Annotated in this window: 15 protein-coding genes; 12 read left to right on the top strand and 3 right to left on the bottom strand. The window is 59.1% G+C overall.

The window, feature by feature from the left end:
- The first annotated feature begins 30 nt into the window (after window positions 1–30).
- The 4 genes from AC1MDC_RS14580 to AC1MDC_RS14565 all read left to right on the top strand — a co-directional run bounded on the left by AC1MDC_RS14580 (window position 31) and on the right by AC1MDC_RS14565 (window position 4849).
- Window positions 31–1467 (top strand): NAD-dependent succinate-semialdehyde dehydrogenase, encoded by a 1437-nt coding sequence (locus AC1MDC_RS14580; protein WP_085700765.1) that lies wholly within the window; start codon window positions 31–33, stop codon window positions 1465–1467.
- A gap of 11 nt (window positions 1468–1478) precedes the next feature.
- Window positions 1479–1811 carry a carboxymuconolactone decarboxylase family protein gene (locus AC1MDC_RS14575; RefSeq protein WP_085700766.1) on the top strand — a complete coding sequence of 111 codons (333 nt, stop codon included), beginning with the start codon at window positions 1479–1481 and terminating at the stop codon, window positions 1809–1811.
- The gene (locus AC1MDC_RS14570) at window positions 1812–2819 is read left to right on the top strand and encodes an NAD(P)H-quinone oxidoreductase (protein WP_480393232.1); all 1008 of its coding nucleotides are present in this window, start codon (window positions 1812–1814) and stop codon (window positions 2817–2819) included.
- Between the two features lie 551 nt (window positions 2820–3370).
- Window positions 3371–4849, top strand: a complete 1479-nt coding sequence (locus AC1MDC_RS14565) for an MFS transporter (protein ID WP_480393231.1) — start codon at window positions 3371–3373, stop codon at window positions 4847–4849.
- Window positions 4850–4883: 34 nt separating this feature from the next.
- Here AC1MDC_RS14565 and AC1MDC_RS14560 read toward each other — a convergent pair whose 3' ends face one another.
- Window positions 4884–5744, bottom strand: a complete 861-nt coding sequence (locus AC1MDC_RS14560; RefSeq protein WP_480393255.1) for a LysR family transcriptional regulator — start codon at window positions 5742–5744, stop codon at window positions 4884–4886.
- Window positions 5745–5892: 148 nt separating this feature from the next.
- On the opposite strand from AC1MDC_RS14560, the gene AC1MDC_RS14555 reads away from it, so the two are divergent.
- Genes AC1MDC_RS14555 through AC1MDC_RS14545 form a run of 3 tightly spaced genes read left to right on the top strand, consistent with a single transcriptional unit; the run spans window position 5893 to window position 7565 of the window.
- Window positions 5893–6714, top strand: coding sequence for an NAD(P)-dependent oxidoreductase (locus AC1MDC_RS14555; protein ID WP_480393230.1), 822 nt, complete (start codon window positions 5893–5895; stop codon window positions 6712–6714).
- Window positions 6715–6748: 34 nt separating this feature from the next.
- Window positions 6749–6991, top strand: a complete 243-nt coding sequence (locus AC1MDC_RS14550) for a chorismate mutase (RefSeq protein ID WP_085700772.1) — start codon at window positions 6749–6751, stop codon at window positions 6989–6991.
- Complete coding sequence (locus AC1MDC_RS14545) at window positions 6912–7565, top strand: hypothetical protein (protein ID WP_139832629.1); 654 nt, start codon at window positions 6912–6914, stop codon at window positions 7563–7565. Before AC1MDC_RS14550 ends, AC1MDC_RS14545 begins: the two co-directional genes overlap by 80 nt.
- A 141-nt stretch (window positions 7566–7706) precedes the next feature.
- Here AC1MDC_RS14545 and AC1MDC_RS14540 read toward each other — a convergent pair whose 3' ends face one another.
- Window positions 7707–7991: a hypothetical protein gene (locus AC1MDC_RS14540; protein WP_234205042.1), complete on the bottom strand. Its 285-nt coding sequence runs from the start codon at window positions 7989–7991 to the stop codon at window positions 7707–7709.
- 141 nt (window positions 7992–8132) lie between these two features.
- Between AC1MDC_RS14540 and AC1MDC_RS14535 the strand changes: the two genes are divergently transcribed.
- The 3 genes from AC1MDC_RS14535 to AC1MDC_RS14525 all read left to right on the top strand — a co-directional run bounded on the left by AC1MDC_RS14535 (window position 8133) and on the right by AC1MDC_RS14525 (window position 12073).
- The gene (locus tag AC1MDC_RS14535; protein WP_480393229.1) at window positions 8133–8552 is read left to right on the top strand and encodes an organic hydroperoxide resistance protein; all 420 of its coding nucleotides are present in this window, start codon (window positions 8133–8135) and stop codon (window positions 8550–8552) included.
- A 182-nt stretch (window positions 8553–8734) separates the two neighbouring features.
- A complete protein-coding gene (locus AC1MDC_RS14530) occupies window positions 8735–10909 on the top strand; it encodes a TonB-dependent siderophore receptor (protein ID WP_085703869.1) in 2175 nt (724 codons plus the stop codon).
- A gap of 345 nt (window positions 10910–11254) precedes the next feature.
- Entirely contained in the window at window positions 11255–12073 is an 819-nt protein-coding gene (locus AC1MDC_RS14525; RefSeq protein WP_218191833.1) for an alpha/beta fold hydrolase, read from the top strand.
- A gap of 110 nt (window positions 12074–12183) precedes the next feature.
- On the opposite strand, the gene AC1MDC_RS14520 is transcribed toward AC1MDC_RS14525, so the two are convergent.
- A complete protein-coding gene (locus AC1MDC_RS14520; RefSeq protein ID WP_085700777.1) occupies window positions 12184–13158 on the bottom strand; it encodes a LysR family transcriptional regulator in 975 nt (324 codons plus the stop codon).
- Window positions 13159–13574: 416 nt separating this feature from the next.
- Between AC1MDC_RS14520 and AC1MDC_RS14515 the strand changes: the two genes are divergently transcribed.
- Together AC1MDC_RS14515 and AC1MDC_RS14510 are read left to right on the top strand one after the other, a co-directional pair.
- The gene (locus AC1MDC_RS14515) at window positions 13575–14222 is read left to right on the top strand and encodes a response regulator transcription factor (protein ID WP_085700778.1); all 648 of its coding nucleotides are present in this window, start codon (window positions 13575–13577) and stop codon (window positions 14220–14222) included.
- 359 nt (window positions 14223–14581) lie between these two features.
- On the top strand, window positions 14582–16042 hold the full coding sequence (locus AC1MDC_RS14510) for a PAS domain-containing sensor histidine kinase (RefSeq protein WP_480393228.1): 1461 nt from the start codon (window positions 14582–14584) through the stop codon (window positions 16040–16042).
- The last annotated feature ends 51 nt before the right edge of the window (window positions 16043–16093 follow it).

Raw genomic sequence — 16093 nt, 5'->3', positions numbered from 1 at the left:
ATCTCCGACAACCAACTGAAGGGCACAATCATGAAGATTTCCTACGATCCGCTTTATCTTTTCATCGGGGGTGAATGGATCAGTGCCGACGGGCGCGATACTGCCGCCGTCGTTAACCCGGCTACCGGCCGGGAAATCGGGCGCGTCCCACTTGCCACCGCAGGCGATCTTGATCACGCCTTGGAAGTGACTCGCCTGAGCTTCGAGCAGTGGCGCCAGACCGTACCTGACCAACGCGCCAGGATCCTCAAGCGTGCCGCCGACCTGATCCTCGAACGTGCACCGCAGATTGCCGCGCAGATGACCCTGGAGGAAGGTAAACCGCTGGGTGAAAGCCTGGATGAAGTGACCCGCGCGGCAGAGTATTTCGAATGGTTCGCCGAAAGCGCACGGCGTATCGATGGCCGTGTGGTCCCGGCCAACCGGCCAGGCGTATTGCAACTGGTCAAACGCCAGGCTATCGGCCCAGTGGCCGCATTTACACCGTGGAATTTTCCGGCCATTACCCCGGCACGCAAGCTCTCGGCAGCGCTGGCCGCCGGTTGCAGCGTCATTCTCAAACCTGGTGAAGAAAGTCCCTCCACAGCGTTGGCCCTGGCGCGTGCACTCGACGATGCAGGATTGCCCAAGGGTGTGTTGCAAGTGGTCTTTGGCGTACCGGACCAAGTGTCCAGCCATCTGATCGCCTCGCCAGTCATTCGCAAAGTGACCTTCACCGGTTCGGTGCCCATCGGTCGTTTGCTGTCTGCGCGAGCTGCTGAAGGCGTCAAGCCCATCACCCTTGAACTGGGGGGGCACGGACCGGTGCTGGTGTTCGAGGATGCCGACATTGAAAAAGCCGCTATCGAAGGCGTCGCCAACCGCTTTCGCGGCACCGGGCAGGTGTGCATTTCATCCACTCGGTTTCTGATCCAGCGTGGCGCCTATCAAGCCTTCGTCGATCATTTTGTCGCGGCGACCGAAGCCCTGAGGATCGGTGACGGCCTGCATCCGGACACTCAGGTCGGCCCCCTGGCCAACCCAAGGCAATTGGCAAAAATGGAAGAACTGGTCGCCGATGCCGTCGAGAAAGGTGCACGGGTATTGGTCGGTGGTGAAGCCTTGTCAGGCGAAGGCTACTTCTTCCAACCCACGGTTCTGGCAGATGTGCCGATGAACGCCCGCGTCATGCACGAAGAACCCTTCGGCCCCATTGCCGTACTGATGCCGTTCGATGAACTGGCCGATGGGCTGCAGGAAGCCAACCGCCTGCCCTACGGACTCTCGGCCTACGCGTTCACCTCCAACGCGCGCACGGCCATTGATGTCGCTGACGGATTGGAGGCCGGGATGATCGGCATCAACCAATATCGCATCGTCGCAACCGAGCTCCCGTTCGGCGGCATGAAAGAAAGCGGTCACGGCTCCGAAGGCGGCATTGAAGGCATCGAGCACTATCTCACCCACAAATTCATCAGCCAGGTTTAAGGAACTCGCCCATGTCCAAGCTCGATTTCAGCAGCCCTCGCGAAGCAGCGCGCGCGTTCACGCCGAAGCTGTCGCAATTCGTCGACTCGACGCTTTATCCGCAGATCTGGAGTGACCCGGCGCTGTCCCCGCGCGACCGTAGCCTGATCACCGTGGCGGCCTTGATAGCCGGTGGTCACTCGGAAGAGTTGCCTGCCCACTTGCGCCGGGCGGCTGGCAACGGAGTGACCCGCGACGAAATGGAAGCAGCGATCACGCACCTGGCTTTCTATGTGGGCTTGCCTGGCGCCATTACCGCATCGGCGATCGCCAACGCCACGTTCAGCGAAACGGAGAACAATTGAATGAAAGCCATCAACATCAAGCAGTTTGGTGCGCCAGACGTCCTGGAATTAGTAGAGGTCGCCAATCCTGAAGTCCGTCCTGACGACCTGCTGGTGCGTGTCTATGCCGCCGGGGTGAACCGTGCGGACCTGACTCACCGGACCGGTGGGTACGGCCATCCGAACTTCGGTGACTCCCTGATCATCGGCCTGGAAATCGCCGGCGAAGTGATCGGCAAAGGGAGTGCGGTTACAGGGTTCGAGGTAGGAGATCGAGTCATGGGCGTGGTCGGCGGCGGTGCCTACGCCGAGTTGGCCCGCATCGATTACCGCATGGCCATGCACATCCCCGCGCAGCTTGATTATGTACACGCGGCAGCCATTCCCGAGGTCTTCGTCACGGCCCATGAAGCAATGATGCATCTGGCTCGGCTCAAGGCTGGCGATTCAGTGTTGATTCACGCGGCGGCTGGCGGCGTCGGTTCTGCCGCTGTGCAGTTGGCTTACGCCACCGGCGCCACGGTGTATGCGACAACCGAAGGCAGCAAGTTGGCGCGTGTCGAGCATTTGGGCGCTGACGTGGCGATCGATTATAAGACGCAGGACTTCGCTGAAGTGATCGCCGATAAAACCCAGGATCGCGGCGTCGATGTGATCATCGACTTTATCGGAGAACCCTACTTCGCCCGCAATATTGCATCCCTTGCACGGGGCGGTCGCTTGGTTCAGGTCGGGATTCTCGCCGGTGGCGGGAACGTCACGGTGGCGCTGGAGGACATCCTTTACCGCCACTTGCAAATCATCGGTACGGTCATGAAGTCGCGCACGCAACCGGAGAAGCACGACATGATCAAGCGTTTCCGCGAGCACTGGCTTGATCGCTTCGAGGGTGCCGGAAGCCTTGAGCCGGTTGTCGATTGCACGTTTGCGCTCTCAAGGGCTGCCGATGCTCACCGCCGGATGGAATCTTCACAGAACGTCGGGAAAATCATTTTGACGATGCGACCTGAAGACTTGATTCAAGTATGACCACAGGGGGGGATATAGCTGAAAAACGGTGCCCTTGATGGGCACCTTCAACGGGTGTGGGGAACACCTCTGAGCAGTGCGCTCCTAATCGGCTGAAGAGGGATTGCGACGGCGAAAAGCCCTTATTCCAGGCGAACGCAGTGGCGCTCGAACAATCTCGGTCGGTGCCCAGGTGATGGTTATAGGCGACAGAGCCACTGCGATGGCGAACGCATTCAGTCCCCCTGTGCCGATAACATCAGAGCAGATAGCGCTTTTTTCGCCATTGAAGGTACACGCGGCAAGATTATCAAAGAGCATCCGAGTGCGAGTGCAATCGCAAACCCGATCCCGGTGGACGCGCCGGTAACGACGGCAACCTGATCAGCGAATTTACCTGACATAACTGACTCCTCAATCTCGGTTGTATGGCTCGACTGGAACCAAAGTGCGGCCATTTTGCGAGGAGTCAGGCGCGCAGCGGCACTGCCATAAATGAACATTGGCCGTTCATTTATGTGAGGCGTCAGCGAAGGGATGATCGTTTAGATTGAGGTCAGCTGATTAAAAGCATGACCCGCAATCGAGAATATTCCGGAACCGAAGGGTTCCAGAAAGGAGACCTTATGCCTCACAAAGAAGTAGCTCTGGCGGAACCGCGGCGCTGGCTGATGTTCGCCATATTGTTGGTCGGTGCATTCTTGCCGCCGCTGGATTTTTTTATCGTCAACGTAGCGCTGCCCTCGATTCAGCAATCGCTGGGCACAGCCTCCTCCGCTGAACAGTTGATCATCTCTTCGTATGCAGCCCTTTATGCCGTGACACTGATCACCGGTGGGCGCCTTGGGGACATCTTTGGTCGCATGAAAATGTTCTTCGTTGGCCTGATTGGTTTTGCTGTTGCCTCACTGATCTGCGGTGTCGCCGAGTCCCCCTGGGTGTTGATCGCCGGACGCTCGCTGCAAGGCGTGACGGCAGCCATCATGGCGCCTCAGGCACTCGCCTCAGTGCAGGCGATATTTCCGGAGTCCGAAAAGGCCTTGGCGCTGAGCCTGTATGGCGCGGTGTTTGGCTTGGCGTCGGTAATCGGCCAGGCGCTAGGCGGGATTCTGATTTCGCTCAATCTGATGAACCTGGGCTGGCGGGCGATATTTCTGGTGAATCTACCGATTGCGTTGCTGGTCATCCTGATCGCCATCCCTGTGGTCAAGGAAACCCGCGCCCTCCAGCCCAGCAAGCTGGATCTGGGAGGAACGCTGTTGTCGATGGTGACGCTTGCGGCGCTGATCGTTCCACTGATCGAGGGACGTGAAGCAGGCTGGCCGTTGTGGGCCTGGCTGTCGCTGGCAGCGGCGCCACTGCTGGCCTGGCTGTTCTGGCGCTACGAAACCCGGTTGTATCAGGCGCAAGGCGCGCCGTTGCTGAGCCCTGCTGCACTGCGTGCGCCCGGGCTGGGTCGCGCATTGCTGGTCGCGCTGACCTTCTACGCGATCGGCGTGTTCTTCCTGTTGTTTTCCATTTATTTACAGGGAGCCCTGCATACGAGCCCACTCAGTGCAGGCCTGGTCTTTCTGCCATTCGGCGCTGGTTTCTTGCTGGGTCCGCTCGCCACCCATCAGTTCCGGCGTTTGCTGGGGTCTTATGTGAATCCCTTCGGAATGGCACTCGAAGTGCTGGGTTTTGTGCTGTTGGCCTGGCTCGTGGCGCGCACACCGGCGGCCGTCACGCCCTCTGCGCTGTCCCTTGCCGTGATTCTCTTTCTGATCGGCTTCGGACAAGGACTGGCCCTTCCGACATTGATGCGCATGATCACGGGACGCGTGGCACCGGCGTATTCCGGCATGATTGCGGGCATCACCAGTTCCACCTTGCAAATCAGCACGTCGCTGAGCGTGGCGATCATCGGTGGCATCTTTTACACGCTTCTGGGCACGAACACGGATGCGGCGGCCGTCACCCACGCCTTCACCGTCGCCATACTGTGCATCGCTGCGTGTCTGGCGGCAGGCGCAGGACTGAGCCTGACCCTGGCACGTCAACCTGCTGCATAGCCCCAAACGGTGGTCATGCAGCCGGCAGCGTGAATCAACCGCCTGCCTGAGTGCCGATCATGACGGAGGCCAGGTCGGCAAGCGCGCGCAGACTGTCCATCTGGCGCATGTCCTGGTGGTAGCCCATCCAAATGTCGCGGCCTGGGGGTGGTTCATCCGAATCGATCAGTCGCAGCGCCGTCAACCTGTCGCCCAACGCGCGGGGCAATACCGCGACGCCCTGCCCCTGCGCGCACATTTGCGCCTGGACTGTGCGGCTGCTACTGGTAAACACGGTACGCGCCAGAGGGTAACGCTGCTGCAGCCACTGCACATCGGGATAATGGGACTGGGCAACACTCATGGTGATCAGCCCCAGCCCGTCGCCCTGTGGCTCAGGGTCAGCAGATCCAACGGCTGCGTATAACCCGTAAGTCAGGGAGATCAGCTTGCGGTGCACGATATCGGGCTCGGTGAACGGAACGATTCGAAACGCGATGTCGGCGTCGCGGCGAGCCAGGTCAAACAATCGATGCCCGGCGATCACCTCAGGCACGATCAACGGATAGCGCCGGACCAGTTCAGTCAGCACCGGGGCCAGCACATAACAGGCGAACCAGTCCGCGCAGGAAATGCGCAACACACCTTCGGGCTGTGTGCTGTCCCCCGCCAGGCGTCTTTCGATGGCCAACGCACTTTGCTCCATTTCCTGCGCGAGGCTGAGCAGCTTTTCTCCGCTTTCGGTCAGGACCAGACCCTGGTTGGTACGCAGGAAAACGGGCTGGCCACTGGACTGTTCCAACACCTGCAAGCGCCGCCCCACGGTCGGATGGCTGACCCCCAACAGCTTGGCGGCGGCGCCCAATGACCCGCTTCGGGCAATCGCGAGAAAGACCCGCACATCACTCCAGTCCATGCTCTGCCCCCGTACAAAAATGAACAGTGAGAGTGCAGCAATGGCAGTGCCGTAGCAATCCCGTGCCCGACATACTTGTCTGCATTCACCGTCGTCGAATACCAACCGGAGACTGCAAATGAAGATTGGTTTTATCGGAGTGGGAAGCATGGGCAGAGCGATCATTCCACTGCTCGTCCGCGCTGGCCATCACGTCTCTGCATGGAACCGCAATTACGCGGCGATCAAGGATCTTGAAGGCATCAGCGCTCTCGAATCCCCAGCCTCGGCGTTCCAGCAAGAAGTGGTCATCACTCTTCTGGCCGATGATGCCGCCGTCAGACAAGTGCTGCTCTCCAGCGCTGCTCTGGAAACTGCAGACAAAGCTTGCGTGCATGTCGTGATGTCGACCTTGTCGCCTTCGCTGATGTTGGAGTTGCAGCGCGAACATGACGCCGTCGGCATGCCATTGATCGCGGCACCGGTCTTCGGGGTGCCTGCCGTGGCGGCCAAGGGCGAGCTGAATATCCTGGCGGCCGGACCGCAGGCAGCGGCCTCGACCGTCCAACCGCTGTTCGACCTGCTCGGGAAAAACACCTGGTATCTGGGCGACCAACCTGAACAGGCCTGTATCGCGAAAATCGCCGGCAACATGATGATCACCCAAGCCATCCAGTCGCTGGGCGAAGCCAGCGGACTCGTTCAACGCCACGGACTGAGTCCTTCGATTTTCATCAATCTCATGACCCAGACCCTGTTCGCCTGCCCCAGTTATCAACGCTACGGGCGGAACATCGTCACCAGCAATTTTGAACCGGGTTTCAAACTGTCGCTTGGCCTCAAGGATATAAATCTGGCGATCGATGCGGGTCGTCTCAAGGGGCTGGAACTGCCAGCGGCGGATGCCGTGCGATTGAAAATGACGTCGGCGGTAGCCCGGGGGCATGGCGACAAGGACTGGTCGGTTTTCGCTCAGCAGACGAATCATTGAGAAGCTCTTTCGAACACCTGCCACGAGGTCATTCATGGAAAACTCCGACATCGCGCGTCAACTCACAACATTCAGGAAAACCATCGACAATATCGACGCCGCCCTCATCCACCTGCTCGCGGAACGGTTTCGCTGTACCGATGAGGTGGGCCTGACCCCGGCGCCACTTATCGAAGCAATCAGACGAGCAGAACCGCATGAAATGGCCAACGATCGAGCAAATTCGCAGCTTTACCGATTTACCCTCCGGCTACAGTTGGGATTACCTGAAACGTGAGGAGATCAATGTCGCGACAGATTTTTTTCGCGCATGGTTTCCCTCCATTTCGGTGGGGTTGGGAAGCCCATTTCTGGACCCGCAGTTCTACGCAGACAACGTGGTGCTCGAAGACGATCCGGAGCCAAGAATAATCGCCATAGTCGTTCGCCAGAACGATGAGATTGTCGCTATCGCCACTTGGGAAAAAATTGACGGTGCTGACGTTATTTTCGGGAGGGTCGGCGCGGTAGCCAAACCGCATAGGCAAGCCAGTCTGGCCGTTGCGGCGCAGGACCTGGGAGAAAAAATCGGCAGGTTCATCGGTGCGGGGCTGATCTATGGCATGGCAACAACCCGCACGCCATATATGCAACAAGCCCTGGAGCAAGCCGGTTACAAGGCCGTTGGGATAATGCCAGGCCTCGATCAGGAAGAAACAGCGCCCGGAATCGTGCGCAGGATTTACGAAGTGATCTACGTAAAACGCCTCGCCCCACACGCCGACTTTCTGATTCCTTCCGCTCATAACCTTACCCCTACAGTCGCGCGACTTTACGCAGAGATATTTCAAGGTGATGACGACACGAACTGACGAGCCAGGGAATCTGCTGGGGTTCGCGCTTATGCAAGTTCGCGACGACAGTTGACGGGTCTATTGACGGGGCTGCCCTGCTGGGTAACACCAAGCAAGCCGGTCGCGGCGCTGAACACCGCGACCGGGTAATCGAGCACCTTAGGCGAATGACGTCTCGTGCTCGCTTTCATGCACGTAAATCCACGAGATTCCCGACGGCGAGGCCGGGTCGAGGCGCATGGCCAATGCGTCGTACAAAGGTTTTATGGCGCCCTCCGATTGGGAAGCCACGCCGCGCGACCACGGAAAAAAGAGGTTGTACCATCGATACACTTCCGCTTCGACGAGCGCAGTTTTATCCGGGGTTTCGAGTAGTTGCTGGTGCTCAGGGCCAGGATCTGCGAGAACTCGAAACACTGCCCGCGACCACTCCAGCAAATCCATTTCCCAGGCTGCCGGGCCTGGGCTACACAACGATACATAACCTCCCTTGGCACGACACATCCCAGGTACATGCCGATGCAAAAGTGTGGGCCATCGGAACCTGACGTTCCGACTCCCTCACTCACTCAGGCAGAGCAATTCATGATCAATCAAATCGACACCGTGCTGTACACCGGCAAGACCCGCACAACCGGCGGCCGCGATGGCGCTTCGCGCAGTTCGGACGGCAATCTGGACATCAAACTGTCACCACCCGGTTCGCACGGCAGCGGCACCAACCCGGAACAACTGCTGGCGGCAGGTTGGTCAGCCTGCTTCATCGGCGCCATGGGCAAAGCGGCCGCGTCGCTGAAGCTCAAACTGCCGGTTGATGTGGCGGTAGAAACCGAAATCGATCTGGGCAAGACCGGCGATGCGTTTTTCCTGCGGGCCCGTTTGAATGTCAGCCTGCCGGGGCTGGAGCCTTCGGTCGCCCAGGCGCTGATGGAAGCCGCGCACCAGACTTGCCCCTACTCCAAGGCCACTCACGGCAATATCGATGTCACCCTGCGCCTGATCTGAAACAGGTCACGCCGGTTTCATCCTCAAACGCCCGAGGCAGTGCCTCGGGCGTTTTGTTTTTTCGCGAACGCGATTTCACATTTTTTTCACGAATCGCTTTGTCGCTGTAAAAAACCCTGACACAATTATTGGCAATGATTCTCAACTGCTCTTTATTTGCTATTTAAAATCAGGGAAATTTCATGTCGCGTCCTACCTCGCAACATCGTTTCAACCCGTCACGCAACCTTCTGTCCATGGCCATCTGCATGGCCGTCATGACACCGGCGCTGGCCGATGAAACGCGCGAGACGCAGGACACCGCTCCACCCGCCACCCTCGAACTCGGCGCAACCGCCATCACTTCCACCCAACTGGGCAGCACCACCGAAGGCTCCGACTCCTATACCACCGGCACCATGGCCACCGCCACCAAACTGCCGTTGACCCTGCGCGAAACGCCGCAGGCCGTCACCGTGATCACCCGCCAGCGCATGGACGATCAGGCGATGACCAGCATCAATGACGTGGTCAACGCCACGCCGGGGCTGTTCCTCAACTACTCCGACGGCCCCGGCCGGCAGTCCTACAAAGCCCGGGGTTTCGACATCGACAACCTGATGTACGACGGCATTCCGAGCGGCTACAACGGCGTGAAACTCGGCTCCCAGCCGAATCTGGCGATGTTTGATCGGGTCGAGGTCGTTCGGGGCGCGACCGGTCTGGTCACCGGTTCCGGCAACCCTTCGGCAGCGATCAACCTGGTCCGTAAACGGCCATTGGCCGAGCAGCGTGTCACCCTCACCGGCGCTGCCGGGACGTGGGACAACTATCGCGGCGAACTCGATGCTTCCAGCCCACTCAATGACAGCGGCACCCTGCGCGGCCGGGTGGTCACGTCCTATCGCGACGCCAACAGTTTTATCGATGACGTGGGCGAGCGACACAACCTGTTCTACGCCGTCACCGAAGCCGACCTGAGCGATGACACCACGCTGACCTTCGGTTTCTCCAACCAGAAAGACAAAACCAACTACTTCTGGGGCTCGTCGATGATCGGTCTCGACGGTCATCACCTCGATCTGCCGCGCTCCTACAACCCCGGCACCTATTGGGAGAACAAGGATCAGGAGATCAACACCGTCTTCGCCGAGATCCGGCAGCAACTGGCCAATGACTGGAAGCTGCAGGTCAATGCCAACTACTCCGAACAGGACGCGCTGTTCTCCGGTTCGTACCAGTCGCGCTGGGTCAACAACACCCTGGCCCGCACGGTTTACCAGTCAAGGGCCGATGAAAACCAGGCCGGTCTGGACGCCTTCTTCAGCGGCCCGTTCGAGGCCTTCGGACGTAGCCATGAATTGGTGGTCGGCGCCAGCAAACGCATCTACGACCTGACCACCCACAACTATTCGCCGTACGACACCAACTGGCCGATCAACGCCGGCAAGCCGGACTTCGTCCACACCAACAACACGCGTGAAGTCACGACTCAGGACGGCGTGTACCTGACCACCCGCCTGAGCCTGGCTGACCCGCTGAAGCTGATCCTCGGCGGACGTCTGGACTGGTACGACTACGACAACCGTGATGGCGACGGCGACTACAAGGTCACCCGCAACGTCACCCGTTATGCCGGCCTGATCTACGAACTGGACGACCATCACTCGATCTACGCCAGCTACAGCGACATCTTCACGCCGCAAAGCAACAAGGACACCTCCGGCAGCCCGGTCAAACCGATCGTGGGCAAGAACTACGAGGTCGGCATCAAGGGCGAATACCTGGGCGGCGCGCTGAATGCCAGCCTCGCCGTATTCCGGGTCGATCAGGAAAACCGCGCAGTGCAGGTGTTCGTGCCGAACTGCCCGCAGTCGTCCTGCTATGAAGCCTCCGGCGAAATTCGCAGCCAGGGTATCGACCTGGAACTGCAAGGCGCGCTCACCGACAACTGGCAGATCGGCGGCGGCTACACCTACGCCCGCACTCATACCATCAAGGACGAAGCGAATCCGCAGAACGTGAACAAGCAGTTCGACACTGACACGCCGGAACACCTGTTCAAACTGACCACCCGCTACGACTTCCAGGGCCCGCTGGAAAAACTGCGCGTGGGCGGCAACATTTCCTGGCAGAGCCGCATGTACAACGACATCGAACTGCTCGATGGCGGCAACTACCGCCTCAAGCAAGGTGCGTACGCCGTGACCGACCTGATGGCCGGCTACCGGGTCAATGAGAACCTCGATCTGCAACTCAACGCCAACAACATCTTCGACCGCAAGTACTATTCCGCCATCGCCAACTCCGTCAGTTACGGCGGCGACAGCTACGGCACCCCGCGCAACATGATGTTGACGGCCAAGTACAGCTTCTGACTTGTTCTGGCGCAGGGACGCGCCAACCCCGCCAGGATTCCTCCCGCCACGCCCTACATACCAAAGCGTTAATTTCGAAAACCCATGTCTGGTTTTCAGCGGCTCTCCTTTGCCCAAAGATTGCCTTCGGCCAAGGCAGCAGCCCTTGCCGCCTGTGCGACTTAAACAACTCAATGGGTGTTCAAAATGACTGACGAGAAAAACGGGACCACGCGTCGTGGCTTGATCACGACCGGGGCCATGGCCGCAACCCTGGCGATGGCATTGCCGGCGCTGGCCACACAGCAGACACCGACTTCCGCGTCAGGGGTCAGCAAAAGCGCCGGCAACGGCAGTGGCTCGGGAATGTTCACCGTCAAGGATGGCACGCAAATTTTCTACAAGGACTGGGGTCAAGGGCAGCCGATCGTGTTCCACCACGGCTGGCCCCTTTCCAGTGATGACTGGGATGCGCAAATGTTGTTTTTCCTCGGCAAGGGCTTCCGCGTCATCGCCCATGACCGACGTGGCCATGGGCGATCTTCCCAGACGGCCAGTGGCAACGACATGGACACCTACGCCGCCGACGTTGCCGAGTTGATGGCGCACCTGAACATCCGCAACGCCGTCCACATCGGCCACTCCACCGGCGGCGGTGAAGTGGCACGCTACGTGGCGCGTCATGGACGCGGGCGGGTGGCCAAGGCCGTGCTGATCGGTGCCGTGCCCCCCATCATGCTGCGCACCGCAAAAAATCCCGGTGGCCTCGCGATGGATGTGTTTGACGGATTGCGCAAAGCACTCGCGCAGAACCGCAGCCAGTTTTATCGTGACTTCCCGAGCGGGCCTTTCTACGGTTTCAATCGTCCCGGCGCCAAGGTGTCTGAAGCGATTGTCGAAAACTGGTGGCGTCAGGGCATGAACGGCGGGATCAAGGCGCAGTACGACTGCATCAGCGCGTTCTCCGAAACCGATTTCACCGATGACCTGAAAAACATCGAGGTGCCGACTCTGGTGTTGCACGGCGAAGATGACCAGATCGTGCCCATCGCGAATTCGGCCCATCTGTCCATCAAACTGCTCAAGCACGGCACGCTGAAAACCTATCCCGGCCAGCCCCATGGTATGTGCACCACGAACGGCGACACCATCAACGCAGACCTTCTGGCGTTTATCAATGCGTGATGCTCCGGGGCCGCGTCCTCACGACAAATCACGTACGACCCTCTAAAAAGAAAAGCTCCGACCCAGTCGGAGCTTTTTTATTGGGCGATTGACACAGCCATTGCCATTTCCTACCGGGCGATCGTCAACGTCTGATCGAGGGGCAACGCCTGGCGCAACCTGGGCACTACCTGCAACTCAAGCGGTGTGCCAAAAAACGCCTGGCAACGCGAACGCAGCCAACGTTGAGCACAATCGTTGTGCGCAGCCGCGCGCCAGACCATGGAAAGCTCCCGCGATGGCAGTAACAGAGGGGCCGGTTCGGCCCTGATATCCTCCACGGAGGCCATGGCCTTCGCCACATAATCCGGCACGATGACCAGCATGTCGCTTTGCGCCAACAGTCTTGGCAAGGCGCTGAACTGCGGCACCGCCAGCACCACTTTGCGCCGACGCCCCAGCAGATCCAGGGCATGGTCGGTGTCATCCTTGACCTTGCCCATGGACGACACGATGGCATGCGGTCGCTCGCAGAACTCATCGAGTGCCAGCAGGCCCGGCCGCGTGTCCGAGCGCAAAAGCATCGGCCGGATCAATCGCAGACTTTTGCGTCGCGCGTTGGCTGGCAGATCGAGCGTAGGGCTGATCCCCAGAGCGATCTCGCCATTGAACAGCCGCTGCGCCATCTGCTGCTCATCGACCCGTAGCACCACCAATGCAATGTTCGGTGCCTCGATACGAAGCTGGCGTAACAGTCGAGGAAGAAGCGCGTATTCGACATCGTCGGACAGGCCAACCTGAAATGTCGCTTCGCTGGTGCCCGGATCAAACGGCTGGCAACGGCTCAACGCCGCGACCACGCCATCCAGCGCCGGCGTCAGATTGGCGAAAATTTCCTCGGCCCGAGCAGTCGGCTCCATCACCCTCCCCGCGCGCACGAACAAGGGATCGTCGAAAAGCACGCGCAAACGCCCAAGCGCCGCACTGATGGTCGGTTGGCCGAGAAACAGCTTCTCGCCGACCCGGCTGACATTGCGCTCATGCATCAGCGTCTCGAAGACCACCAGCAGATGGATGTCGACACGACGGAGATCATTTCTGTTCATGAAGTTCACCACCCGGCACGCGGCCATTGAGATCGACGGAGAGCAGGTAAAGGTTAAGGGCGTGCCTGCCGGGCGTCTGTGGTACTTGGGGACAGCGAGATCATGCGTAAGGTGAGTGTTTTGATACTTGCGTATGAACCGTTTGAACCTGACAGCTGCATCGGGCTGCGAATAGACCGCTGCGATGGCCGTTTTTTCGGGTTTTTTGTCCTAGCTGACGGAGTGTTGCCCCTCTACGATGCTGAACCGTTTATCTGCTCCCCGCCCAAACCTGCGGCGTGACCGTGTCTTTGGTCGGGCATACACTCGAAAGAGCAAACACAGGTACCCGGGCCGAGGGATAGGCATATTTTTGATGGGGCTTCACCGATACCACGACGAGCTCCACAACGTCACAACCTCTTGGGAAAAAAGCAATGAACAACAATCCCATCAGCAATAACCCCAGCGAGCCAGTGGTATTCATCGTCGACGACGATGCAGCGCTGCGTGAATCCCTCGGCAGCCTGTTGCGCTCCATTGGCCTTAAAGTCGAACTGTTCGGTTCGGTCGCCGAGTTCATGAAACATCAACGTCCCGACACCGTCAGTTGTCTGGTACTCGACGTGCGCCTGCAAGGCAGCAGCGGGCTGGATTTCCAGAATGAACTGGCCGCTGCCGGCATCAACGTGCCGATCGTGTTCATCACCGGGCACGGCGATATCGCCATGACCGTGCGCGCCATGAAAGCCGGCGCGGTGGACTTCCTGACCAAACCGTTTCGCGAGCAGGACCTGATCGATGCTGTCTGCGCCGCACATTCGCGAGACAGGCAACGTCGCGAGTCCGGGCGACATGCCGATGAACTGCGCGCGCGCCATGGGACGCTGACACCCCGTGAGCAGACGGTCATGGCGCTGGCAGCCTCAGGCCTGATGAACAAGCAGATCGCCGGGGAGATCGGCCTCAGCGAAATCACCGTGAAAATCCACCGAGGCCAGGCCATGCGCAAGATGGGCGCGCGCTCATTTGCCGATCTGGTGCGCATGGCCGAGGTCATCGCGGCGCAGCCTGTCAATCGGTGACCACATGAACCAGAACGGGACGGCTCAAGGGGCCGGGATGGCGCACGTTTGTGCCATCAGGCAAGGCATCGAAAGACTCGGCACAACTAACACTTAGGTATATCCCGTTCATACGTAGTCATACTTCGATTGACCCAATGCAGCGATGCCAGAGAATAAGTCTTCGAATAACATCTTTATTCAAATCAATATTAATCAATACAACGATTGGTGAATGACAGACAGTCGCCAACAACGGTCATGCCTGAAAAACAAGTTCAGACTTTTCAACCTCTTCATTAATACGCCCTTCATAGCATTTGCCTGTTTCATCGAGAGAACACGACCTGCCGTCCGATAGCAAAAATCTGGAAGAATAAATGTCTATCATCAAACGTCGCGCACAACTTCTTTGCTCAGACGCCTTCGCCTGGCTTGCCGCCATTGCAGTCGGCAGCATGATCTATATCACCAACGCTTACCTTGATCTGGACGTTGCGCCGACGTTGTTCTATATCACGCTGGTGTTCATGTCCGCGAACATCTTCCCGGTTCCGGTATTCCTGGCCGTTGCGCTGGGTTGCCTCACGCTCCTGACGGCCGACTTCCTGATCGACCAAGGCTATCGCGATCACAGAAGCATCGCCGGATTCGTCAGGTGCGTGATCGCGCTGACGACCATTTCCCTGTTGGCGCTGCGCAGTAAACGCGCCACTGAAACGTTGCGGCGCAAGGAAGCCTTCTTTCTCGGCGCACAGAAACTCAGCCACACCGGCAGCATCGGTTTCATCATCGATAAAAAGGTCAGCGTGTCCTTGTCCTGGTCGGAAGAATCCTCACGCATTTTCGAGTACCCACCGAACGTCACTCCGACTCTCGCCCTGGTCAAGTCACGCACCCATCCCGATGATCTACCGGTGATCGATCAGGTGCTGGACCAATTTGCGCGCCGCCAGGAGCTCATCGAAGCCGAGCATCGACTGGTCATGCCGGATGGTCGGATCAAGCATGTGCAGATGATCGCCAGCCCTTTGCCCAAGCATCGCGGGCGCACGCAATACGCCGGCGCGCTGATGGAAGTCACCGCCAGCAAACAGTCCGAAGAGGCGCTGTTTCACTCGCAAGCCACCCTCGCCCACGTCACACGCCTGACCTCCATGGGCGAACTGGCAGCCTCCATCGCCCACGAAATCAATCAGCCGCTGGCAGCGGTCATTACCAGCGGCGAATCCTGCAAACGCTGGATCAACCGTCCCGAGCCCAATCTGGAAGAAGCACGCCGTTCGCTGGACCGGATCATTCAAAACTCGGTCAGGGTCTCCGACGTCATCGCCTGTATCCGGGCCTTGTCGCGCCACAGCGAGGTGCAGCGCAATGTCGAAGTGTTTGACGAGATCGTCAGTGACTCGCTGACGCTGATGCAACACGACATCTGCTTTCACGAGGTTCGCCCGCACGCACAACTGGGCACTCGCGGCGCCCTGATCAAAGGCGATCGGGTGCAACTGCAGCAAGTCATCATCAATCTGATCATCAACGCCTGCCAGGCCATGGCCAACGTGCAAGAACGAGCCCGGACGCTACGGATCAACACCTCGATTTTGCACAACGAGGCTGTGCTTGAAATCGCCGATTCCGGCGTCGGCATTGCCGCAGACATCCTGCCTTCGCTGTTCGACCCGTTCTTCACGACCAAACCGACCGGCCTCGGAATGGGCCTCTCCATTTGCCGGTCGATCATTGAATTCCACGGCGGGCGCATCTGGGTCAACAGTACCGAGGGCGTCGGTACGCAGTTCGTATTTGCAATTCCCTTGGCGGCGCCCCAACACGATCAATGACTGTCATCCCCCCCTGAGGTCGCCGGCCGGCGATATGGAGATCCGCATTGT

This window comes from Pseudomonas sp. 1, from assembly GCF_056626735.1.
Note: the sequence above shows the minus strand (reverse complement) of the source record. Positions and strands in the feature narration are given on the sequence as shown.